Below are 24,455 nucleotides of genomic sequence, written 5' to 3' on the forward strand. Positions count from 1 at the left end.
TGTTGGAGCGCTCTTTAATTTTGGATTAATAATTACCTTTAATCACTAATTTCTTGTTGGCAGTAATGTAATCACCGTTGGTCAGTTGATAACGAGTGGTTAAATTGTGCTTAACAATCTTCTTAACTCTTAAGTGCTTGCCAGTCTTGTAAGTTCCGGTTCTGCCAGTGAGGTTGACGTGTTTATATGAATGAATCCCTCGCTTGGAGATAACCGTAATCTTGCGATTCTTTGGCAAAGTCTTGTAATAGACGCTTTCAACATACTTCTTGTTAGCTGTAATGTAGCCGATCTTACCATCTGTCTTGGTTCCATGGTTAACATCCCGCACTTTGTAACGCAATGCACCACCGTTGGAACGGGCATAACCTAAGACAACGAACATGTGGCGGTTAACCCGCTTGCTGATAGGATAATAGGCCATTCGTTGAGACTTCTTGAAGTTAGCATTCTTGTACATGTAAATACCCTTGGTTGAGTATACTGCGGAGCCTTTAGTGGCAGCGTAGTTTGGTAAACCGGTTCCGTTCAAACCATTCGGCTTGGATGGGTTCCAGTTCGGGTTGGTTGGGTTGGTTGGGGTAACGGGTGTCGTTGGACTCGTTGGCGTATTCGGTGTGACACCGCGTTGACCGACGGTAACTTTGACAGTCTGAGTAATACCTTTATACGTATATGAGATGTAATAAACGGCACCAGCATCTGAAGTATTTACAGCATTAACAGTATTACCATCAGAATTTTTAATAGTTGTTGTCACATTAGTATTTGAAGGTGTTACTCCATTACCATTTGCATCTTTCAATATGGTAATACCATTGAACTTTTGTGAATTCCAATTGCTACCATAACTAACACTAAAATCTTTAGTGGACATAGAAGACAGTTCCGTTGTTGTTCCAGGAATCTTGATTGTGACACCATCATAAGTATATGTGACATCCCAACTACCTGGTGTATTAGTTGGCTCAACAACGATAGTGGCTTTACTGTGATCGGCTTCTTCAGTTGCATTATCCTTAAATAACTTTTTAATATTGCTCTTAGCAGCATTTAGCAAATCATTATAAGTAGCTGCAGAAAGTGATTCTTGATTTAAAATAATGCTCTTAAATGCTGTGATCCGAACATTTAAATGAGTATTGTAAGCCACGTTATTTCCATTAATAGGAACAGTATCCCTGGTGTAACCAGACTTGGGATTACTGTAATCATAATTGGGATTAGGTATCAGTGGCACTTGCATCTGAATTGAATTGCCACTAGTTAGAAATTGCCAAGATGTTATACCTGCATTACTAAGCTTTCCAGCGTATAAAGCCAACAATGGCGATGTATTGCTAAAAGTCTTAGTGTAGTGACTGTTTGCATAACTATATCCCTTGTCAAACGTACTTGGAACGTTGATTTGCAGATCTGATTGTCTGCTGGAATCGTAAATTAATGTTAGTGGATCATACTTAGGATCAGTTGGTGGAACAGTATTAGTTATCTGAGGTAGATTCAGAATACTTTCGACATTTGCTGTTACACCAGTGTTATTAGTCAAGGTATAGTTCTCAATCAAGTCTGAGTATTTTTGAGTATTGTAATAGACTTGTGCAGGATTAGCATATGTAGCACCGTCAGAAGCTTTACTTTCCCCAATGGTTTGTTTATTACCTTGCTTATTAGTCGCAGTAAATGAAATAGATCCTTGCAATTGTGGTGTGTCCGCAGAAACACTTGCGGTTTGCCCAGATAAAATGCCAACTAAAACAAACGTTGCCACAACAACGATTAACCGCAGTGAGCCTGTAACTACACTCTGTACCTTATTTATCATAAAAAGTCCCCCCCTATTAGCCATGTCGTTATTCATTTCAATTTGGTGAGTGAATATCGATACAAGTTAATTTTAGCACAACAAATTAAACAACATGATTATCATTTATTTAATCGTTAGATTATTTTTTCATCCAGTTGACAATGCATTTTGTCAATATAATTAATACATGAGAAAAACAACCAAATTAATCCATTAGCTTCAATTTCTCCTTGCGCCCACATTCAATGAATCATAGAATATAAATGAATAGTAATAGAAAAATTCATACATACAAAGGAGTCCCAGCATGAAAGCAAGAAAATTACTCTGGACAATCCTGGCAGCCTTGTCCGTTACCCTATTTTTAGGGATCGCATCACAACCTGCCATGGCCAAGAATGGTACCACACCAGTCGCTCTCCGCGGCACATGGCATTCAACAACCAGCAAATCACGTTATGTCATGAAGATTACCAAACATTCAATGTCTGGTTACCGATACAGTAAAAAGCTCCATCGCACAGTCAACCACAGCACGGTTACCGGCAGTCACTTGTACAGCCATTACATTGGCAAAGGCTATTATGAAATTGGAATTGCCGAAAGTGACGCGGTTTCAGACTTCAAGCCAATGCACTACCATGGTAAGAAGGTTCTATATGAACACCTTGGCTATTTTAATTATGGTCATCGCCACCAGATTTGGTATCGTGGAAAATAGTGATTTAAGCCACTGGACATTCCGGTGGCTTTTTCTGACGGTTCCAATGAGTGCTCTATCAACCCTATAGCATTACGCAAATCAATAACCAAGCATATTAGGCAACAATTGCAGTCTTTCATGCTATATTTGTGGCGTAAGGGGGCTAATATTATGAAACTTAAGCAATTATTTTTATTCGCAGCTTCAGCATTTTCACTTACATTGGTTGCTGGATTTGCCGGACAACAACCGGCAATCGCCAAGAATGCCACTACGCCAACAAGTGTCCGGGGTGCTTGGCATCGAACAACAACTAAGTCACGTTATGTGATGATCTTAAAGAAGCAATCAATGACCACTTGGCGTTACAGCAAGAAACTCCACAAAGTTGTTAATAAGCGTTATGTCAATCCAAAGCAGCTTTATGTCAACCGCACCAAGAAAGGCTTCTACGATATCGGATTGAAGAATTCCGATGCTTATTCTGCATTCAAAGCCAGCCATTACAAGGGCAAGAAAGTTTTGATCGAGCATACAGGCTTCTTCAATAAAACTGGTTCGCAACAACTTTGGTACCGTGGTAAATAACAATTATTTCGGTCACTGACATCTTTGCCAGTGACTTTTTTATTTCCAAAAATCCAATTTAATTTCAAAATTCAGATTTATTTCTAAACGTCTCCCTAATTCTTTGCTACAATGAAAATGTAGCTTAAGAAAATCTTAAGAATTTCATGTCCATATTGGGGGGATATCAATGAAATCAACAAGTAAATTATTAACAATTCTCAGCTTGTCGCTTGGCCTGATTGGCGCATCCGCCTTCGGGATCAATGCCCAAGCCAAAACAACCACGGTTAACTATGTATCAACAACCGGAAAAGTATTAAGAGCACCAATTACTTATACAACCAAATCAACAAAATCAAGTTATTATTACAATCCAAAAGCAAGTTATCCAACCAGCGGAGCCGGATATATCAAAAAGATCCCGGGTTACCTGCCACACAAGGTTCCTCAAACTTACTCTGCCAGCAACATGCCAACCTCACTCAACGTGACGTACATAAAAGAGTCAACGCTTGCCAAGAAAGTCGATAAACAATATCTCAAGCAAATTAATGCTTATCGAAAGACAAAGGGACTCAAGGCGTTCAAACACAATGCATCTCTTAAAGCTAAAACCGTTGTCCGTTCAAAAGAATTATGGCAAAAGTTGAGCCATGTTCGACCAAACGGCCAATCATACAATTCCAACAATAGTGGTTACGCTGAATGCATGGCAGTTTTGCCAGCGTACTTCCTACCAACCGGTATCACCACTTACAATTCCGGCCAGGGTGCAATTTTGACATACAATTCCAACGGTTATGTTTCATATAAAAAGACCGCTAAAACTGCCAGTCATGAGTTATTAACCTGTGATGCGCTTCACCGTGACACCGAATTAAACAACTGGGCAACTTATAGCGAAGTTGCTTTCAGCTTCCACGATGATGGATCAGCAAAGATGGCTCAATTATTTGAAATGGCCAACAATCCAAATACTAAAATGTAAGAATGAAGGAGGTTCGAGCAAAACAATCAGTTTTGTTCGAACTTTTTTTGTTTTACAAAAAAATCATCCCTACTAAATAATTCAGAACGCACAAAAAAGGCCCTGCTCGCATACAGGACCTTTTTCAGGGAAATTCATATTGAGGGGTATTTCATGAAGCTAAGAAATTGTTGGGGTTTCTTAGTAATTCTTGTTGGGGTAATCTCTTAATCCAACACAGAGCCAAATGCTTTGTGCCTTCATTTTCGATTGATTTAAGAATACTTCATTTAGCTTAAATGGACCTTAAAATTCAAAATTTAGATCATTAAGAACAAAAAGAAAAGTCCTGCTCGCATACAGGACTTTCCAAGGGAAATTTTATATTTCATATTGAGGGGTATTTCATGAAGTTAAGAATTTTATTTTGTTGGGTAATTCTTAGTAATTATTTGAGGGGTGAATATTATATTTTTGTGAGATATGAGTGATACCAGGGATTCTCCATCGCATCAGTCCTTTCAATATCTTCGTGAGTTTCAGCGCACGGTCTTAAATTAACTCGTTGTGATACTTTCGGTTTTAATAGCAGCTCCAAACAACAAACCTCGTATGCCGGTTGGAACTGTGACGCTCATAGTGATACTTGGTTTTTAACTGAGTCTTCATTAGTTTGTGCAAGTGATCCTTCCTTTCGCATCGTCATTTGTCGTGGAGCTGATTGGGAAATCATATTAGGAGTTTGGTGCAGTTGTTTGAGTTGTGTTCCGCTCGCCTCCTTTCTTATTTGATTGTCTACAGATTATCGCATCCATCTTAAACGAAGCTTAAATGGAAAAATAAATTTCAATTTTATCATTCAACTGTCAGGCCTCCTTGGTAATTGCCGGGGTAACTTCCAATAACTTCAATTGTGTAAGTGCCTTGATTGACGTTCATAGAACCACTGGCGGTTCCTGAATCAACATCAATGGTTTTGTAGACACTACCGTTTTTATAGATCCTAATTTTAAATGGTTGATTGCTCTCGTCACCGCGGGCTTCAATTTCTGTCACGTGATATTTCAAAACGGTGTTATTTTGGAGAGCTTCAACTTTTTCCTTAAATTTGACGGCCTGACTTGTGGATTTAGTCTGCCGATACTCGAATGGACTTTGATCTGAAAGTGCTACTTTTCTCATGGTTTCAGTTCGAACCGCAGACGCGTCAGCGACTATCGTTGGTAAAAATGTTGTTCCAAAGATTGTCATAACCGCGCCGGCCATATAACCGATTTTCTTTATGTCCAATCTATCAATCCCTTCTTGGTTAAGAATATGTTGATTTGATACTTAAATAGTGAAATTAGTGATGCGGGTGATTGTTCATTGGCATCGCTCCCTTCGTTATTGAATGGTTACAGATTATCGTTGGGGGCTTAATCCAAACTTAAAATCGACAATGAACGAAATTCCTTAATTAAAACGCAAATCATTTTAGATAATCGCAAAAATTAGACAAAAAAATGCTGGACCAGCGTTTCCGCTTGAATCCAGCATTCTTAATGCTTTGTGGGCCACGATCACTAAGATGCAGCTAACTTAATTTAATACCAAGAAGGCTTGTCACCATCCGTATTCGGTTGATTGACACCAACTGAATGGCGAATCTCTTTACTTGGATCATTAATAATTTTAACGACAAAATCGGCAATACTCTTTCGTGAAACTTCGGTTCCTTTAAAGGGTTCACCCTTCTGAGTCGTTTCGTAACTGACAATGTCCTTATTGGATAACCAAGCCGGCCGAATAATCGTGTAATCCAGGTCGGACCCTTCAATCACCTTGGCTGCTGCAGCATAGGTCTGCAGATAACCACCATCAAGTTGTTGGTGATTCCATTTACCAAACTCGCCCGGAACTTCATCGTAAATTCCCAAGGTTGAGATCCAGATCAAGCGTTGTAAGGTGGTCCGATCAATTGCGCCAACAACGGTTTTAGCTTCATCTTCAATGTTTTTGCCACTCAAATTAGCATAAACAATGTCGATTCCGTCAAGAGCTTTAATGATTGCCTGTTTATTAGTGGCATCCCCCTCAACAACGGTCTCTCGTTTAGGATCGGTTACTTTCAAACGACCCGCGTTTCTCAAAAATAGCGTCAAATGGTCATCGGTCTCATCCAGCAATTGCTTTTCGACCAACTTTGCAATTTGCCCATTCGCACCTAAAATCAATACATTTGTCATAAATGACGTTCCTCTTTTCAAACAGTATCTGTTTCTACTGTACCAAATTACAGCAAAAAACGGGCCGCAAAAGCTTGCGATCCGTCAATTTGTTACATATCAGTGGCAGTTAAACCATTTAAAATGGCCATATCATCCGGACTAATTTCAAAGCCCAACTGCGTGTTATTTTTAATATGAGCTTGATGGGTTGCCTTTGGTAATGGCAGTACGCCATTTTGAAGGACAAACTTAATTGCCAGTTGAGCAACGCTGACACCGTATTTGTCGGCAATCTTTTTAATATCAACATTTTCAAGGATGCCGCCAGTTGCCAATGGTGAATAGGCTTCGACCAGCATCCCGTTATCCTTGGCAAACTGCGTAATTTGTGGTTCCGTATAACCGACAAAGTAACGAATCTGGTCGACCATCGGTTTGACATCCGCATGATCCAAAATATTTTGAAGATCATGGACATTAAAGTTGGAAACCCCAATTGCTTTAACCTGGCCACTGGCATAGATGTCCTGCATGGCTTTCCAAACTTCCACGTTAGCTGCGTCATAGTTGGTTGAGCCACGCTCACCCCATGGCCATGGTGCGTGAATCAGGTACAAGTCCAAGTATGAGAGGTTCAAGGCCTTCATTGTGGAACGAAAATCCGCAATCGCCCCATCATAGGACTTGGTTGCGGCTGGTAATTTTGATGTCACGAAGACGTTTTCCCGATCCACGTCAGAATCAAGAATTGCTTCGCCAACACTCTTTTCATTTCGATATGCTTTTGCGGTATCAATGTGACGGTAGCCAGCTTTGAGTGCCATGCTGACAGCGTCATAGGTGTCTTGGCCGCCTGGAATCTGCCAGGTACCAAAGCCCACTTTGGGAATTTGAATACCATTATTTAATTCATAGGTATCAGTTAAAATCGACATTTAAAATGCCTCCTTTTAATTTTGCGAGTAATTATATTATGAGCTAGTTGTCACAAAAAGGTAAGCAAAACACCTTTAAATTAAAGATGTGAAAAAATGACGTTCAAATTCGGAAATGAATTTGAACGTCATCACTTTTATCGCTGCGGCAATGTATAGTACAGCTTTAATGTATCACCATACTTGGCATTTGTGTTGGCGGAAATTGTTGCTTGTTTGTTGAAATAATAAATCGGTGTTGTTAATGAACCATCAGCGTTGGTGACCGTTACCCCGGTCAATGACGACAACTTGTTGGGATCTGAGAAAAGTGCGTTTTCAAAGACCTTTGCCGGAACGGCTCCTTGCGTTTGACTTGAGAAGATTGTCATCTGGGCATCGGTTAAGATTGGATAGGTATTACCTTTCAACTGCGATGGACTAATCTGCTGGCCGGTATTCGTCAGGTAATATGCAACTGGCGACAAAAAATTAGGCTTTATCGGATCAACGTAAATCAGATAGTCGTCAGTTCCGATTGTCACATTTGCCGGTTGATTAGTAGGACTTTGGGTACCGCTAATCTTATAACCGGTTGGGACGTTCTTGGTAGCAATGTCAGTTAACTGAGTAGCGTTTTGAAGAATGTCACCTAATTTGGCACCGTTGCTTAAGCTGGCACCGGCCTTTAAATCAGTTTTCTGGATAATCCAGGTATAAGCACCGACAGATTGACCGGCAGAATTAACATAGTTGATTTTGACACTATTATCTTTGGTAGCCTGTTGAGAATCCGGTGCACTGACACCCCCGGAATAAACCCAGCCGACAATTGCGGAATTCTTATCGTCGGTCACTTTATAATACAAATACTGTTCCCGAGTCTTGACGGCAGCGTCCGTAATCGTAAACGTGTCACCTGGATTGTAAGTACTCATATCAACTTTTTTGGCTTTATATTGGGACCATTTGGGATCAACCCATAAAGTGTATTTCTTAGGGTTGCTCAGCGTATAGCCGGTCTTTTGCAGTGGCAGATCGGAATTGCCCATTGTGTTGGCAAGGTTCAAGCCCCCGCCAAAGGTTCCGGTCGTTCGGCCGCCATAAATCCAGCCCCGATAAACACCGTTAAAAGAAACCACCTTGTAGTAAACTGCGCCACGGTTGGTGGTTGCAACTCGGTAAGCCCGGAAATATTGGCTTGAGTCCTTTGATGAACCATATCGCTGCAAAGTATATTTTGAAGCAATAATTCGAGCGCCACGAAGGGTCCCAGCCTTTGTGTACAGGGCGTTGGTTCCGTTTGTGGTAACGTTGCGGTTTTGTGGTGCCGTCTGCATGACTTCATTAGACGTTATTTTAGCGTATGATTTGGCACTGGCATTGCTGGTCAAAAGGCCACTTGCGGCAAACATTGATGCCGCAGCCAGTCCAAAATAAAATGATTTCTTTAAGTTCAAAATCATGAAATTCACTCCCCATATTCTTTCTTCGAACAACATATTAATTAAATGTTACCATTTTGAAATTTAATATGGTACATTTCTTGACTGAATTAATCAAATCGACTTGAGGTTGTAACGCGGAAGACACAAAAAAGCCGGAGTGAACTCCAGCTTTTATTGAAATTAATATTTACCTTGAATGACCAATTTCTTGTTGGCGGTGACATAGTAGCCATTTGATAATTGATAACGGCTTGTCAGATTATGACCAACCAACTTCTTAACTTTCAAATGAGTGCCCTTCTTGTATGACTTGGTTTTACCAGTCAAATTCTTATTCTTGTAAGTGTGGACACCCTTCTTGGAAATAACGGTAATTGTCTTATTCTTTGGAATTGATTTGTAGTAAACATTGACGACATATTTCCGGTTGGCAGTGATATAGCCAACTTTGCCGGCAGTCTTCTGATGGTGGTTAACATCCCGAACTTTATATCTCAAAGCCCCACCGTTTGAACGATCATACCCAATGATGACAAACATTGGCCGGTTTGTTCTAGCTGCTTTGGGATATGTGGCAATTCGCTGTGACTTCCTAAAGGTCGCATGCTTGTACATATAAAGCTTCTTGGTTGCGTATACCGCTGAACCTTTAACTGCAGCGTAGTTTGGTAAACCTGTGCTGCCATTCCCATTGGTTGGAGTCGTTGGATTCCAGTTAGGGTTGCTTGGCGTTGGTGTAGGTGTTGGATTTGTCGTCGGATTTACAGTCTTACCGCCATTATTGCTTCTTCCTGGAACAGTGACCTGAATCGTCTTACTAATCGTCCGCTTTACAGAATCTGAGTAAACTGCTTCATAAGTGTATGTCACATTATAAACTCCGGGTGTACTGGTATTCAAAGTACCATCAGCATTGATCCGGCCATTATTAGACGTTACTTTCACATTATCTTTAGTAACCGGAATTTTGGATGTATCAGAATTATCTTCCTGTTTAGGATCATAGAGGGTTACATGATCTAGTGGATTCCATTTTGCACCTTGATTAACCGTCGCATTATCAGCAACTAAAACCTTAACGACCTGCCAATTAATACCGCCAATTCCATTATTAGCCATAATTTTACGTGCATATTTGAAATAATCAGGATTTGAAATGTCGCTTATTCCACCGCCCAAACGTGCAGTGAATGTTTCATAGGTTAACAGATTATTGTAACGCCAGACAGGTGCATAGTCTTTTGTCTGCAACATATCCCAGAATTTTTGTCCATTGTTAGCGTTCATCTTATCGCCAACCACTCGGTATTCCTTATTCACAAACAATGTTGAGCCATCACTTGTGCCTAATCCGCGATAAAAGTTATCAGTTTCAATATCATTGCTGAAATTGAATTCAGGCATCAATGATTGAACGTCCGTAGCTTGTTGGTAATAGCCATCTTTATCTTTATAGGTGACAAGATACTGTCCCTTCATAAAGTCGGGATACGTTGTGACATCTATCGGCATTCCTATCTGAAAATTGAGCGTTGTCCCATCAAATTGCCAGTTATTTTCTCGAACCGGATAATTTTCATTAAACTGTGCGTCTTCGCCTTTGACGTATTCCATTGGAACTGAAACGTCAATCGACTGTTGAGGCTTCAAGGTACCATTAATGACAATATTACTATTACCATATGGCGTCGTAATATTGAATTGACTTGGAGAATTTGCTCCCGTAATCACAGCAGATTGCGCAGGATCACCAACTGGGAGAAATGGTGCAGAGCCACTGGTTAAGTCCTTGGGAAATCTCAAAAACTGTGCAACCGATATATCTGCTCCACCAGAAGGATTACTATTTTTCAGATATAAATGTTCATAAAAATATGGATTGTTTCTTAACGGCCAAGCATCATTGCTAATAATTGTACCTACGGGGGAGCCGCTGAAGTTTGAATTCTCTCCTCCAACAGAAATATACACTGCGTGTTCCAAACCATTCTGGTACTTAGCTGGCGTAGTGTATCTGGTACCACCGTTATAAAGAATCGAAGCTGCGTGTACACCCCCAGTAAAAGTAAATAGACCTATGATTCCAAATGCCATCATTAACAACAGATATTTGATCCGTTTGCGAATACTTTTTGACATCATCATACCCCCTCAATATAACCATTTTAATTCTGTTTTATTTACCTCTTAATTATACCAGTGGGCACTCAGCAAACGCTAAATTTATGTCCAAATAAAATAAAAAAGCATCCCACCCAGGAATGCTTAAACAAACATTTATTTTGAATGATTGACGACTTCAACGTGGTCTTTTTTGTAAGCCACAATGACAACCCCAATGTTAATCAAAACCAGGATGGCGGTCATCAGAAATACATAACGATAATCCAAAATTCCGGCGACCCCGGATGCCAACATTGGTCCAATCACGGCACCCATCGCTTGGAACGACTGATTATAACTGAAGATCCGGCTGACTGATCTCGACGGAGCTTCCAAGGTCATAACGGTTTGAGTGATTGGCAGAAGTGCCGCATTGGCAAGGCCAATCATGAATCGAAGAATTCCCAACATTAAAACGGTGGTAACGAAGAACATTGGGAAGTACACGACTACGGAGAAAATCAGACCAACAAGTAAAATTTTCTCTGGGCCAATATGATCCCCCAGCCTTCCAAGCGAAGGGGCAACCAATATTGTCGCAATACCAGGCAGTGCCGCAATCACACCACTTGTAAAGGCAACGTTCCCATGATCGTGCATCAACTCTTTAACAAACAAACTGATGATTGGGTTAATTGAAGTCGTAGCGGCCATGATGAGCATTGAAGAAATGATCATTGCCCAGACAACCCGTTTATGCTGGATCCCCTTAAAGGCATCTCTTAATCCTGTCTTGGCACCCTTCTTAACGGGTGTGAAGTCTTCTTTAACGAAGAACAGTGTCGACATTGATGCCAAGAACATCATGAATCCAAACATGTAAAATAGCAGTCGATAACCAAAGATTCCCGACAGATACCCACCGATAATTGGACCAACCAGCTGACCACCGACATTTCCAGTCGTCAAAGTACCCATTGTCTTCCCGCTATCTTGGGTGGGTACCTCACTGGCAATCAGTGCGTATGCATTATTAATGTAACCAGAGAAGGTTCCCTGGATAAACCGGATAATGATCAGGAACCACACATTAGGCGACAAGCCGGTTAGCGTCGCACTAATCGTCATCCCGATAGCCGCCCGCAACAGCATCGGCTTTCTTCCAGTCTTATCAGCCAAGTTCCCCCACAAAGGCGAAACGATGGCCTGACTTAAAAAGACTCCTGAGAATGCCAGTCCGGCATACAGCGTTAATTCCCACTTGGGGAAGTGCCCCATTGTACTGATAAACAATGGAAGAAACGGCATTGACATACTCGCTCCGGCACCCGTGGCAAAGTTACCGAACCAAAGTGCCCACAAGTTTTTCCTCCATTGCGGTGTTACAGATTTTGTCATGATTTTTCAAGACCCTTACTAAATTCGAATTTTAGATACAAAATTCATTATAGCTATTCATGTTGTATATGGCAATTATCAATTAGCGGACAAACAAAGCCGCCAGAAATCATATGCGAATTTCCGGCGGCTTTAATTAATCATTTATGCGGTCATTATTGGAAATCAGTACCAACTTTATTATTGGCTTCCGTTGTGTTATCCATGTACGTCTGATAGTTCCCATTGGGGTCGGTAACTAACTGATAATAAGATTTAATATCATCATATAATTGCTTTCGATTTTCAAAATCTGAGGAATAGTCAGAAGCATTTTGCGCCAAATCGTCAAATAAATTGTCGAGCTTTTCTTTTTTGTCTTGCAGTTTTGTCAATCTACCAGATTCAGTCCATTGTTCGAATAAAGCTTCTAACGCCTTGTTGAAATCAGTATATGTTGCGCCATTTACAGTCACATAATCATCATAAATAGCGGAATTCCAGACTTTTGTCGTCTTGTTATTCATTGTCTCCAACTCATCAGCAATTTCATATGCCAAAGGTTGAAACTCGTTAAGCGTATCTTGATAAGAATCCTCGTCATCTTCATCGGTGCTTTCTTCAGATTCATCATCCTCATTAGACATGTCCTCAGAATCAGACATTGAATTATCTACAACCTGTGGTTCAGATGCATATTCATGCCGATTAACTACCTCGGTAATTCCCGCGATTCCAAAAGCCATTACGGCAACAATCAGAACCGTCACACCAATTTTAATTTCTTTTGGGCTTCCAGATTTTATCCAACTAATAATTCTCTTCATTCAATGATCCTCCAACAATAAAATATATGTCCCCTCAGAACATCTATCACGTTAATAACGTCAGTCTACATAATTACTCTTTACCAAATACTTGTGGGGGTCATTGAAGCTGTTTATTGTATTTGTGTAAATTTCACCAGCATATGTATAAACTGATTCTAAGCAGAACAGTAACTATTGTACGTGATTGCATGCACCCACTCAACTGTTAATTTAAATTCGTGAATACTTCCACAGCAGCTGGTATTGTCCTGAATGGTATAATGTACGCAAAATATTTTAAGGAGAATTCGAATGGACAAATTAGATCGCAAAATTTTAAACATCATTCAAGAAGACGGCCGGGCTTCTGTCAAAAGCATCGCTGAAAAATGTTTCATTTCAGCTCCCTCGGCGTCCGTCCGTTTGCAGAATCTTGAAAGTCACGGTTTCATTAATGGCTACACTGCCAACGTGAACTATGAAAAGCTGGGCTATCTCATCAAAGCATTTGTTCGAATCGATGTCAGCTATGTTGAAATGCCCAAGTTCGTCGAATTCATTTCGAAGATTCCCAACGTGGTGGAATGTAACTATATTACTGGGGATGCATCGGTTCAGTTAAAGGTCTTCTATAAGACTATGACTGAACTGAATGAATTCAATGCTTCTCTGAAAGACTTTGGTTACAGTCATACAAACGTTACTTTTACAACGAATATCGGGCCCCGGCCACTCAAGTTACCTGAAGATGACAAGTAAGAACAACTTGAAAAAAGTTTTTTATTTTCATAGGCAAATTGGTACTTCTGCCTTATTTTCATGAAAAAATAATCAAAATCACAAAATGATGTGAAAACTTCCTCCCAAAACCATCGAAATCGCACACGGTGGTGTTAGTATAATGGCAAATTAATTAGAGGCCTCTAATTGAGTTAACCATTTTACAGAGAGGAAGATTTTTAATGCAAAAAAATGAAGTAACCGAAAATGCCGACGGCACGATGCGCTCATTAAGCAATCGCAACGTCCAAATGATCGCAATCGGAGGCACGATTGGAACTGGGCTGTTCTTAGGTTCAGGAACAACCATTAGTAAAACCGGTCCATCAATATTATTAGTTTATTTAGTTTTAGGTATCTTTTTCTTCTTAATGATGCGGGCAATTGGTGAAATGCTTTATTCCGATCCATCACAACACACCTTTGTTTTCTTCATCACCCGTTATCTTGGACCGACAGTCGGTCACTTTACCGGCTGGACTTACTGGTTGGGCCTATCGTTTTGTGCGATGGCTGAAATCACTGCCATCTCTACATACGTTCAATTTTGGTTTCCAAACATTCCATCGTGGATTATCCAATTAGTCTTCTTGGGAACTTTGGCATGTGTCAACTTAATTGCCGCAAAGGTCTTTGGTGAAGCCGAATTCTGGTTCGCCCTCATCAAAATCGTTGCCATTCTGGCATTGATTGCGACCGGTGTCTTTATGATGTTCAGTCATTCAGTAACCCCACTTGGCCATGCTTCAGTTCAAAACATTTTCCAGAACTTCAGCATGTTCCCACACGGCGGCTTAAGCTTCATTTCAGCCTTTCCAATGGTTTTCTTCGCCTTTCAAGGAATCGAATTTGTTTCAATCACCATTGGTGAAGCCGAAACGCCACATCGAATTATCAAAAAAGCCGTTAATGAAACGCTGCTCAAAATTTTAATCTTCTATTTTGGTGCCCTGATCGTTATCATGGGAATCATTCCTTGGACTCATTTGACTCCTGCCAGCAGCCCATTCGTTCAAGTATTCAAGCTGGCCGGATTCCCTGCAGCAGCTGCCATTATTAACTTTGTTGTTTTGACATCTGCTTCATCTTCATTAAACAGTTTTATCTTCTCAGCCGGTCGCCATTTCTACCAGCTCGCAACAGAAACCCCAAAGGACAGCTTCATGAATCGCCATTTCGCCAAGATCTCCAAGAATGGTGTACCTGCCGCTGCCATCACCTTTTCCGCTCTGTGCCTTCTCATCACACCACTGATGAGCTTAACCAATGCCACCGCGTCAGTCTTTACCATCGTCGCTGGTTCATCAAACGACATGTACATCATCGTGTATGCCTTGGCAATGATTGCTCACCGGAAATATCGTGAATCAAGTGACTTTCTGCCGGATGGCTTTAAGATGCTATGGTACAATTTCACCAGCCCACTGACAATCGCCTTCTTCGCTATTATCTTCGTCACATTGTTCTTCATCCCTGAAGACATTATCGGAGCTGTCGGTGCCATCGTTTGGACCATTGTTTTTGGTGGTGTTACCTACCTGCATCAACGCAGTATGGCACTTGCCAATGCTGACAACAATTAACAAAGTCAGCTGGAAATAACAAATTTCTGAAATTTTAATCCGCTTTTACCGTGTTGTGCTATGCTGAATTTGTTCCAAAAAACTGTATTATTTATTGGAGGAAATCAGCGTGAAGATACGTAAAATCTTTGTTGGGGTTATCGCAAGTTTGTTGTTGCTGTTTAGCGGGATGTTCTTAGTCCACTCTACTCAAGCAGCAGTTCATTATGGGACACCAGCTGCATTACATGGCAAATGGAAGTCCAGTTATATTAGTGGATCCGGTCGATTTAAAGGCCACAGCACATTAAGTATTCGCGGCCACCATGTAACTTATAACGATGTCCATGGCATTCGTCGGGAATCAATTTTCAAAACCAAGTATTCAAAGTCCGGCCGAATCTACACTATTGTTGGTCGAATGTATGATAACGCCCCAGCTAGTGGGATTAAAAAGGCCATGAAAATCAAAGTCTACAATCATCACAAGATTTATTTCAAATTACTCGGTCAACACTCACATAGTTTAAACCGCGTTTACACGAGATATTAAAGTTAAATAGCATCATAATAAAAATTCGCTCGTATTGAGCGGATTTTTTTGTGCGTTCTTAGCTGGTCATCCCCATAACCAAGCCGGCCACATATGAAATTAACCAAAACATCCAGACAACCAAGCTAAACTTGTGGAAATTGGTTTTGGACTTCTGACTGCCCACCCCAAGCACATACGCTGCCCAAAGAAAATGAAATGCCATCAGGACAATTGCCGCAACGCCGGTGACCAGATGTAAAGCAGGCGTGGCAGCGCTGGATGAGCTGGCAATCGAAGACATGATCGTTGTTCCGGTAGTATCAAATACCAATCCCATGCCAAAGAACAGAATTTGCTTGAGTCTGAGAGAACCGGCCTTTCGTTCCGAGAAAACGCCGATTGTATAAAAGACCAGTGCCAGGGAAATAGTGATGATTGCCGCAATTAATTTGATGTTCATAATTTGTTCCTCCATTATTATTAAAATGATTTTTCATTAGTGACATCGTGTCACTTTTCTTGATGAATTAAGAATAACATATCAGTGACACTGTGTCACTAATTTTGGATAAAAAAATAAACCATCCATTTTCGGATGGCTTATAAAGATTGTTAATCCCTGTTTTCACGACGAAAATTCACTAAATCGCGACTAATTTCTTTTGTACTTGGATAAATTTTTTGATAAATCCTGTGTAGCTTTTGGTATTTGGCAACATTGTCCGGCTGCGGTAAAAAGACATCTTTAAAATGAACGAAGGTTTGAGCGCATTCGTGGAAATTATTGAACCATTTCATACCGACTGCCGCAATCATGGCAGCACCCAGTCCTGGGCCCTGTTCATTTTTCAAAGAGATCACTCTTACATTAAAAACATCGGCTTGAATCTGCTGCCACAGCGGGCTCTTAGCGCCACCACCAATTGACACAACTGTATCAAATTGATTGCCCTTCTTTTCGTACAAATCAAGAATATCTTTAAAGGAAAAGGTGATGCCTTCCAACACTGCCCGGACAAAATCATGACGCTTCTGACTGCTGTCGACGCCGATAAAGCTGCCGCGAATGTCAGGATCGGCATAGGGAGCTCGTTCCCCAACAATGTATGGCGCAAACAAAAGCCCATTTGCCCCAACAGAAGACTTGGAAGCACTTTGAACGACTTCAGTGAAGTCCTCCTCAGAAGCAAATGTCTTTTTGAACCAGCTGAGTGAATAGCCGGCTGCTAATGTGACTCCCATCGAATAATACGCATCCGGAATGGCATGATCTTCGTATTGGAGAACCCCATCATAATTGGTTTCTTTTTGGGGTTCATACTTTAAAATCACGCCTGAAGTCCCAATACTGGATAACACTTTATTAGGACTGTCGATGCCAGCACCAACCGCGCCACAAGCGTTATCAGCGCCACCGGCAAATGTTTGGGTATTGGTGGATAAACCAGAGTAGCCGGCATACCAGTCATCAATATGACCCGTCTCATCAACGGAACGAACAAGTTGCGGACACAGGGTTCTCGGAATTTCAAACGCATCAAGGATTTCTTGACTCCAAGTTTGGGTATTCACATCCAACATAACAGTTCCAGTTGCATCCGAATAGTCAATCGCCAGCTTGCCTGTCATTCGAAAACGCAAATAATCTTTTGGCAGCAGCATTGTTTCAGCCTGTTTAAATATTTCTGGTTGATTTTCCTTAACCCACAATAGTTTAGGCAGGGTAAAACCTTCCAGCGGTTGATTATGGGTAATTTCCACAAACCGGTGACCCATCTTGGCCATAATTTCCTGGCGCTGCTTGGAAGACCTGGTGTCATTCCAGAGCATCGCTGGCCGTATAACCCGCTGCTGCTTATCCAATAACACCAGACCGTGCATCTGACCGGAATAGCTAACACCAACAATCTGTTCCGGCTTGAGCTTGTTTGTAAGATTAACCGCACGATTGAAACAGTTGTGGCACTGACCCAATCTTCAGGATCCTGCTCAGCATATCCTGGTTGGGGCTGGCTGATCGGAAAGTCCATTTGCTCTTGAGCAATAATTTTACCAGTTCTGGTAACGGCAGTGACCTTCACGGAACTCGTTCCCAGGTCAATGCCCAACACACAATCAGTCATGTAAGCTCCTCCTCAAAAACAATCGAGTTTATTTTGAATCAAATTTCTTAAAATGTTCAGCCAAGTACTTTGTGGTTAAGCTTTGAGGATTTTGAATTAAATCCTGCGGTCGGCCCTTGGCAACAATTCGGCCACCCTGATCTCCACCGCGGGGACCCATGTCAATCAGGTAGTCCGCATTGGCCATCAAATCCAAATCATGAGTAATCATTAAGACCGTTGCCCCTTGGTCGATCAGTTGTGAAAATACCTTCAGCAATACATGCACGTCCAGTGGATGCAGGCCGACTGTTGGTTCATCAAATATGAACAGTGTGTCATTTTGGCGGCTCTTCATGTGAGATGTCAGCTTTAATCGTTGAGCTTCACCACCTGAAAGACTTGGCGTTGCTTCACCAAGATGTAAGTATCCCAGCCCCATTTGCTGGAGAACCTGAAGGGTTTTCAAAATTGATTCATCGTCTTTGAAAAGCTTAATTGCATGATCAACATCATAGTCAAGAACGTCGGCAATCGACATCCCCTGCCATTTAATTTTCAAAATATCCTGGTTGAACCGTTTCCCGTGACACGTTGGACAAGTCTCAACCATATCCGGCAGATATTGAATATCCAGTGAGATTTCACCGGTTCCACCACATGATGGACAGGCCCCCTGCTTGTTATTATAGGAAAAATAGCTTGGGGTATAGTGATGCTTTTTGGCATCGGGCAGTTGGGCAAACTTTTTTCGTAAATTATCCATAATATTGGTATAAGTGGCCAGAGTTGATCGGGCATTCTTACCAACAGGTGTCGCATCAACACTGACAATGTGTTTCATTTTCCCCGGTTCAAATTGACCAATATAGCTTGGCAATGAATGGTTATGGAACTTGGCGTTAAAGGCATCCAGCAGGCCATCCAAGACCAGCGTCGTTTTACCGGCTCCGGAAAATCCAGTAACCGCAATCAGGCGATTAATTGGAAAGTCGGCAGTCACGTTATTCAAATTAAAGCGCTGCTTAATCGTCAGCGTCATGGACCCTTTGGCAAATACATCCTCATTGGAAACCTGACGGGTCATTAACTGCGCTTTACCCGTCAGAAACGGTCCAATTAATGAATGACTGCTTTGACGAATCTGGGCGGGCGTCCCCTGGTCGATGACTTGACCGCCATTGACACCGGAACCTGGTCCGATTTCAATAATATAATCAGCAGAATTGATAATAGCCGTCTCATGATCAACAACGACCAGTGAATTACCCTGTTCAACCAGTTGATGAAAGATTTTAATCAAGCCTGAAACATTGTCCGGATGAAGCCCTACTGAGGGTTCATCCAAAACATACAAGACACCAGTCGTCTGGGTTCTTAATGTCCGGCCAAGCTGAATTCGTTGAAGTTCGCCGGTTGAAAGCGAAGCACCGGCCCGATCCATCGTCAAATAGTCCAGTCCCAAATCAAGCAATGGCTGAGTTTGATTTAACAATTCAGTGGTCAAATTGTTGGCCAATTTTTGCATGTTATCCGGAAGCCACTTCTTAATTCGCTCAACAAATGCCGGCAGCTCACCAATTGGCATGTGACTTGCCTGGGCAATATTCGTCCCATCAATTAACTGACTTAATCGGCTGGGATTGATTCGGGTACCATGACACATTGGGCAGGTGAAGAAACGGTAGAAGCGGTTCAGCCGTTTCAATGCGATCTCACTTTTAGTCGTCTTCATGCTATCTTCAATGGCGTTATAGGCATTTTCATACAAAGCGTTGTCCATATGAAAGACCCGGCCGTTTTTGCTGGGGATATCAATGGCATAGTGCTTTTGCTGACCATGCAGGACCATGTCTTTTTCTTTGTCGGTTAATTGATTGTAAGGAACATCGATTCTTACGCCGGCAGCCTGCGCCACAATTGGCATAAAGTTTCGGCCCGGTGTCCGCCAAGCTGCCACGGCACCGTCACGAATCGTCTTGCTTTCATCACCAATCAAGGTATCCGGGTCAATTTGTTTGGTAATTCCCAATCCCTCACACTTAGGACAGGCACCATCCGAATTAAAGGCAAAGTCTTCAGCACTGAACGCATGAAATTTAACGCCACAAGTTGGACAGGTAATCACGCCCATTTGGTCACCCATCACGTCCATCGCTTCGGCAATCTTAATCGTTGGTGGAACTTGATGGCCGTTTGGACACTTAGGTGATCCAAGACGGGAATACATGAGCCGCAAAACGTTAAAGATTTCAGTCATCGTCCCGACAGTCGAACGGGCACCGGGAACCGTTGGCCGCTGACGTAATGCCAGCGCAGACGGAATGTGTTTAACCGAATCAACATCAGCCCGGCCAACTTGACTGATTCGTCGCCGAGTGTAGGTGGCCAATGAGTCAAGATAACGTCTGGCACCTTCTGAATAGAGAATTCCCATCGCAAGAGAAGACTTCCCGGAACCTGAAAGTCCCGAAATCGCGACAAATTTATGTAAGGGAATATTAACGTTAATATTCTTTAAATTATTCACTTTTCCACCAATCACTTCAATATGATCGGGTAACTTAGCTGCTGGCATATGATGACTCCTTTCGGGAATGTTGTTGGTTTAATTGTAACGCAGATAAATAACCACGGAGATGAAAAAGGGTCAAGCCATTTCTGGCTTGACCCTTATTAAAACTTAAATTGTCTTCAGTTTTCCTCTGAAATCATCCAGAGTCTTATAACCTTTTTTATCCATAATTTCTTTTAATTCTTTGGAAATGCGTTCGAAGATTGGTGTTCCTTCATAACCAAATGCAGTTCCAATTTGAACCAAGTTGGCACCACAGAGGACATGTTCGAAAACATCCATTCCAGACTTGATACCACCGGTCCCAATGATGGGAATTTCTGGATTCAAACGTTGACGAAGAGCACGGACGTTAGCCAATGCAGTTGGCTTAACATAGTCACCACCAAGACCGCCAAAACCGCCCTTAGGCTTGATAACAACTGATTCAGTTTCCGGATCAACGACCAGACCGTTACCAATTGAGTTGATAACGTTAATGTAGGTAACCGGGAAATCATTGAGAACTTCAGCGATACCATTAAATTGATTGAAATCAAAGTAAGGTGGCAGCTTCAAGCCAAGCGGCTTCTTAAAGAACTTGAAAGTAGCAGTTAAAACATCCCGGACAGCGTCAAAGTCATAACCGACTTGTGACTTTCCGGCAACGTTTGGGCATGAGAGATTCAGTTCGGTCAAGCCGTTGAATGAGCTTTCTTGAACTTTCTTCGGCAAATTTCAAATAATAATCAATTCCGTGGTTGGGTAATCCCATTGAGTTAATGCTTCCAAGTGGCAATGCCTTCATCCGTGGGCTTTCGTTTCCGGCCCGTTCTTCCGGAGTGGCACTCTTGGTAACACAGCCACCGGCCATTGAATCCAATGTTTTGTTAAGTTCGTCAGTAGTTGAACAACGAACTCCAGCCGCATTTAACAGTAAATTATCGAATTGATAGTCGCCAATATGTGAGGCGAGTGAGATATTATTTTGCATTTGCTTCCTCCCGTTTTGTCCAGTCCCAAGGGGCTTTGTGCCAAGTTGATAAACGTGAATATTCTTCATCTGAGAACTTGTTTTCTTTATGACCTTGCGCAATCAGATCAGCGTAACTAAGCAATGGAACCAGCTTGGTGTCGGCATCGGCGAAGTTCTTGTCGGCATCCGGCAAGCCGTATGTAAATACGGAAGCCACGCCAATCACATTAACGCCTTCATTGCGAACTGCTTTAACAGCTCCCAGAACACTGCCGCCAGTTGAAATCAAATCATCGATCAAAACAACTTTGTCATCCTTGGAAATCCGACCTTCAATCTGCTTTCCGGCACCATGATCCTTTGGCTTTGCCCGAACATAGATCAGGGGCAGATTAAGTCGTTCAGCAACCCATGCGGCATGGGGAATTCCAGCTGTGGCAACTCCGCCAATGACCGTTGCATCCGGATAGTTTTTCTTGATGTTTTCAGCCAATCCATCAGCAATCATGTCTCTTAATGATGGAATGGAAATTGTTAATCTGAAGTCTGTATAGATAGGTGATAAAATGCCACTTGCATATCTAAATGGTTTCTCAAGGTTGATACTGACAATTTGGTTATCAATTAATGATTGAATAATTTGATTAGTTTGCATAATTCCATTCCTCCAACATTTTGTGATATGCGGCAACTGGGTCTTCAGCTCGGATGATTGGCCGGCCGACAACTAAAGCTGAACTACCGTACTCGGCAGCCTGCTTAGGAGTTGCAGTCCGTGACTGGTCATCCTTGGGGAAGTTGGCTGGTCGAATTCCTGGGGTTACATATAGGAAGTCATCCCCAACCTGTTCCTTCAATGAACTCACTTCAAGTGGTGAAGTGATAACACCGTCGGCACCTGATCGCTTTGCTAATTTGGCAAGGGACACAACTTGGTCAACCATATCCAACTTACAGTTTTGCTCATTTTCCAAAGCGTCTTCTGTAATTGAGGTCAACTCGGTAACTGCGAGTAACTTGGGTGTCGGAACACCAGCTTCTTCACTCCCCAGTTCCAAGCCTTCCTTGGCTGCGGCAATCATTTCCGAACCGCCAAGGGCGTGGACAGTCGTATAAGTGACCCCCATTCGCCCAATCTGCATCATTCCCATTTTAACGGTGTTGGGAATATCTTGAAGCTTGAGATCCAAGAAGATTTTGAAACCTTTGTTTAGCAGTTCCTGAACAATTTCAGGTCCTTCACCATAAAACAGCTCCATGCCGATCTTAACGGTCATTCCTTCATCAGTTGGAAACTGGTCAATAATCTTAAACAGCCCTTCTCGATTCCAAACATCAAGTGATACAATTAACGGTCCTCGCATAATTACCCTCCTGGTTGATTACAGAAAAAGAGCCCGAGACTGTAGAACTCAGCACATCTCTGCACTAATCCCTGCAAAATCACGGACTCTTTGATTAATTTGTCGTCCGCTTTTGGCCTCTCTGAACCAAATTAAAGCTCTTTTATTTGTTTATTACTTTATCACGTTAGGTAAAGGAGTTCAAGGAGATAATTTTTGCCCGCCTAAATATGCGGTTGTCAAACTAATACTTAAGTAGGGAATCTTTAATAGCCCGCCTTGCATTCCCAACATATCCGTGTAATAATGTTGACAGCAAAAAATAAAGAATGTCAGCGAGCATTCATTTGGAGGAACGGACATGGAAAATACAAATACACTTACGCACAGCCATACTTTTACGAAGAATCAGAAATGGGTAATTGCTTCTACCAGTTCTGGATTCGCATTGGAAAATATGGATGTGCTATTTTTATCCTTTGCAATGAGTTCAATGATCAGCCAACTTCATCTTAGCGGTGGCGCTGCCGGATTGATTGGTTCAATCACGAACTTGGGAATGTTATTTGGCGGGATTATGTTTGGTCTTATCGGTGACCGATTTTGTCGGGTAAAGACCTTCACCTACACAATCTTCATCTTTGCATTTGCAACCGCAATGATGGCTTTTGCAAATAACATTACATTGATTTACATATTAAGATTCTTAGCCGGTATCGGTGCCGGTGGTGAATATGGTGTCGGCATCTCAATGATTGCCGAATCATTCCACAAAAATCAAATCGGAAAGATGACATCGGTTGCCGCAATCGGCGGTCAAATCGGTGCCATCCTAGCAGCCATCACAGCTGCCATCGTCATCCCTCACCTGGGCTGGCACGCACTGTTCCTTGTTGGAATCGTTCCAGTTGTTTTAACCTACTTCGTACGTCGACACTTGAGCGAAACTCAGGAATTCGTTGAAGCAAAGAAAGTTGAAGCAGAAAAGAAAGAATCAACAACCAGCGCCGTCTTCAAATACATGTTCAGTTCACCCAAATTAGCTTACCAAAGCTTTGCATTAATGATTATGACCACCGTTCAAATTGCCGGATACTTCGGCTTAATGAACTGGCTGCCAATCATCGTTCAAAAGCAACTTAGCTTAAACGTTTCCGGTTCATCACTTTGGATGATTTCAACAATCATCGGAATGAGCCTTGGAATGATTACTTTCGGTTCAATCCTTGACTACTTCGGACCACGCCGAGCATTTGGAATCTTCCTGATTGCTTCAGCAGCCATGGTCTTCACAATTACTTTGGCTCACAATACTATTTCACTGCTTATCATTGGTGCCATCGTTGGGTTCTTCTCAAACGGGATGTTTGGTGGTTACGGTGCCGTCATCAGCCGCCTTTACCCAACTGAGATTCGTTCAACTGCCAACAACGTGATCGTTAACATTGGCCGGGCAGTTGGTGGTTTCTCATCAGTTGTTATCGGAATCTTGATGGATAACTACTCATTGACTGTTGTCATGGGCTTCCTGTCAATCCTGTATGTGATTAGCTTTATCACAATGATCACTTTACCAGGCCTCAAAAAGCTGGGCTTGAAGCAAGCATAATAACTTAACCTGCTTAATAAATCGTCGACTCCAAGTTGGCGATTTTTTTATTCATTTGAATATTCTGACTTAGTAGCCGATAATGG

Annotated in this window: 19 protein-coding genes and 2 pseudogenes; 7 read left to right on the forward strand and 14 right to left on the reverse strand. The window is 41.9% G+C overall.

All coding sequences use genetic code 11. The features are described from left to right. Nucleotides 1-25 precede the first annotated feature (25 nt). Nucleotides 26-1,825 (reverse strand): DUF5776 domain-containing protein, encoded by a 1,800-nt coding sequence (locus LKE01_RS04385; protein WP_082619726.1) that lies wholly within the window; start codon nucleotides 1,823-1,825, stop codon nucleotides 26-28. Between the two features lie 289 nt (nucleotides 1,826-2,114). Between LKE01_RS04385 and LKE01_RS04390 the strand changes: the two genes are divergently transcribed. The 3 genes from LKE01_RS04390 to LKE01_RS04400 all read left to right on the forward strand — a co-directional run bounded on the left by LKE01_RS04390 (nucleotide 2,115) and on the right by LKE01_RS04400 (nucleotide 4,068). Then, nucleotides 2,115-2,528 (forward strand): hypothetical protein, encoded by a 414-nt coding sequence (locus LKE01_RS04390; protein WP_056981887.1) that lies wholly within the window; start codon nucleotides 2,115-2,117, stop codon nucleotides 2,526-2,528. 153 nt (nucleotides 2,529-2,681) lie between these two features. Then, complete coding sequence (locus LKE01_RS04395) at nucleotides 2,682-3,098, forward strand: hypothetical protein (protein ID WP_056981885.1); 417 nt, start codon at nucleotides 2,682-2,684, stop codon at nucleotides 3,096-3,098. A gap of 169 nt (nucleotides 3,099-3,267) precedes the next feature. Continuing rightward, on the forward strand, nucleotides 3,268-4,068 hold the full coding sequence (locus LKE01_RS04400; protein WP_054769466.1) for a spore germination YkwD domain-containing protein: 801 nt from the start codon (nucleotides 3,268-3,270) through the stop codon (nucleotides 4,066-4,068). Nucleotides 4,069-4,902: 834 nt separating this feature from the next. Here LKE01_RS04400 and LKE01_RS04405 read toward each other — a convergent pair. The 7 genes from LKE01_RS04405 to LKE01_RS04435 all read right to left on the reverse strand — a co-directional run bounded on the left by LKE01_RS04405 (nucleotide 4,903) and on the right by LKE01_RS04435 (nucleotide 12,926). Continuing rightward, nucleotides 4,903-5,337 (reverse strand): hypothetical protein, encoded by a 435-nt coding sequence (locus tag LKE01_RS04405; RefSeq protein WP_054769465.1) that lies wholly within the window; start codon nucleotides 5,335-5,337, stop codon nucleotides 4,903-4,905. Nucleotides 5,338-5,633: 296 nt separating this feature from the next. Then, nucleotides 5,634-6,275, reverse strand: coding sequence for an SDR family oxidoreductase (locus tag LKE01_RS04410; RefSeq protein WP_054769464.1), 642 nt, complete (start codon nucleotides 6,273-6,275; stop codon nucleotides 5,634-5,636). A gap of 92 nt (nucleotides 6,276-6,367) precedes the next feature. Then, the gene (locus tag LKE01_RS04415; protein ID WP_056981883.1) at nucleotides 6,368-7,192 is read right to left on the reverse strand and encodes an aldo/keto reductase; all 825 of its coding nucleotides are present in this window, start codon (nucleotides 7,190-7,192) and stop codon (nucleotides 6,368-6,370) included. 137 nt (nucleotides 7,193-7,329) lie between these two features. After that, nucleotides 7,330-8,637, reverse strand: coding sequence for a hypothetical protein (locus tag LKE01_RS04420; protein WP_056981881.1), 1,308 nt, complete (start codon nucleotides 8,635-8,637; stop codon nucleotides 7,330-7,332). Between the two features lie 162 nt (nucleotides 8,638-8,799). After that, entirely contained in the window at nucleotides 8,800-10,758 is a 1,959-nt protein-coding gene (locus LKE01_RS12035; RefSeq protein WP_082619725.1) for a DUF5776 domain-containing protein, read from the reverse strand. A 138-nt stretch (nucleotides 10,759-10,896) separates the two neighbouring features. Continuing rightward, entirely contained in the window at nucleotides 10,897-12,120 is a 1,224-nt protein-coding gene (locus tag LKE01_RS04430) for an MFS transporter (RefSeq protein WP_056981879.1), read from the reverse strand. A gap of 155 nt (nucleotides 12,121-12,275) precedes the next feature. Then, nucleotides 12,276-12,926, reverse strand: coding sequence for a hypothetical protein (locus LKE01_RS04435; protein WP_056981877.1), 651 nt, complete (start codon nucleotides 12,924-12,926; stop codon nucleotides 12,276-12,278). 294 nt (nucleotides 12,927-13,220) lie between these two features. On the opposite strand from LKE01_RS04435, the gene LKE01_RS04440 reads away from it, so the two are divergent. From LKE01_RS04440 to LKE01_RS04450, 3 genes are all read left to right on the forward strand, one after another. Next, a complete protein-coding gene (locus LKE01_RS04440; RefSeq protein WP_056981875.1) occupies nucleotides 13,221-13,667 on the forward strand; it encodes an Lrp/AsnC family transcriptional regulator in 447 nt (148 codons plus the stop codon). A 203-nt stretch (nucleotides 13,668-13,870) separates the two neighbouring features. Further along, nucleotides 13,871-15,271 (forward strand): amino acid permease, encoded by a 1,401-nt coding sequence (locus tag LKE01_RS04445; RefSeq protein WP_056981873.1) that lies wholly within the window; start codon nucleotides 13,871-13,873, stop codon nucleotides 15,269-15,271. Nucleotides 15,272-15,380: 109 nt separating this feature from the next. Continuing rightward, the gene (locus LKE01_RS04450) at nucleotides 15,381-15,803 is read left to right on the forward strand and encodes a hypothetical protein (protein ID WP_056981871.1); all 423 of its coding nucleotides are present in this window, start codon (nucleotides 15,381-15,383) and stop codon (nucleotides 15,801-15,803) included. A 58-nt stretch (nucleotides 15,804-15,861) separates the two neighbouring features. Here the strand turns inward: LKE01_RS04450 and LKE01_RS04455 are convergent, their stop codons facing one another. The 6 genes and pseudogenes from LKE01_RS04455 to pyrF all read right to left on the reverse strand — a co-directional run bounded on the left by LKE01_RS04455 (nucleotide 15,862) and on the right by pyrF (nucleotide 22,781). Next, nucleotides 15,862-16,245: an HsmA family protein gene (locus LKE01_RS04455; RefSeq protein ID WP_054769459.1), complete on the reverse strand. Its 384-nt coding sequence runs from the start codon at nucleotides 16,243-16,245 to the stop codon at nucleotides 15,862-15,864. 152 nt (nucleotides 16,246-16,397) lie between these two features. Continuing rightward, nucleotides 16,398-17,908: pseudogene (gene xylB, locus LKE01_RS04460) on the reverse strand (xylulokinase). 28 nt (nucleotides 17,909-17,936) lie between these two features. Continuing rightward, on the reverse strand, nucleotides 17,937-20,465 hold the full coding sequence (locus LKE01_RS04465) for an excinuclease ABC subunit UvrA (RefSeq protein ID WP_056981868.1): 2,529 nt from the start codon (nucleotides 20,463-20,465) through the stop codon (nucleotides 17,937-17,939). Nucleotides 20,466-20,570: 105 nt separating this feature from the next. Next, nucleotides 20,571-21,435 (reverse strand): annotated as a pseudogene (locus tag LKE01_RS04470) (dihydroorotate oxidase). Next, nucleotides 21,425-22,072, reverse strand: coding sequence for an orotate phosphoribosyltransferase (gene pyrE, locus LKE01_RS04475; protein ID WP_054769455.1), 648 nt, complete (start codon nucleotides 22,070-22,072; stop codon nucleotides 21,425-21,427). Before pyrE ends, LKE01_RS04470 begins: the two are co-directional and overlap by 11 nt. Continuing rightward, nucleotides 22,062-22,781, reverse strand: coding sequence for an orotidine-5'-phosphate decarboxylase (gene pyrF / locus LKE01_RS04480; protein ID WP_054769454.1), 720 nt, complete (start codon nucleotides 22,779-22,781; stop codon nucleotides 22,062-22,064). Before pyrF ends, pyrE begins: the two co-directional genes overlap by 11 nt. 340 nt (nucleotides 22,782-23,121) lie before the next feature. Between pyrF and LKE01_RS04485 the strand changes: the two genes are divergently transcribed. Then, the gene (locus tag LKE01_RS04485) at nucleotides 23,122-24,369 is read left to right on the forward strand and encodes an MFS transporter (protein ID WP_056981867.1); all 1,248 of its coding nucleotides are present in this window, start codon (nucleotides 23,122-23,124) and stop codon (nucleotides 24,367-24,369) included. Nucleotides 24,370-24,455: the final 86 nt, after the last annotated feature.

This window comes from Lentilactobacillus kefiri (assembly GCF_007989105.1).
Lineage (GTDB): Bacteria > Bacillota > Bacilli > Lactobacillales > Lactobacillaceae > Lentilactobacillus > Lentilactobacillus kefiri.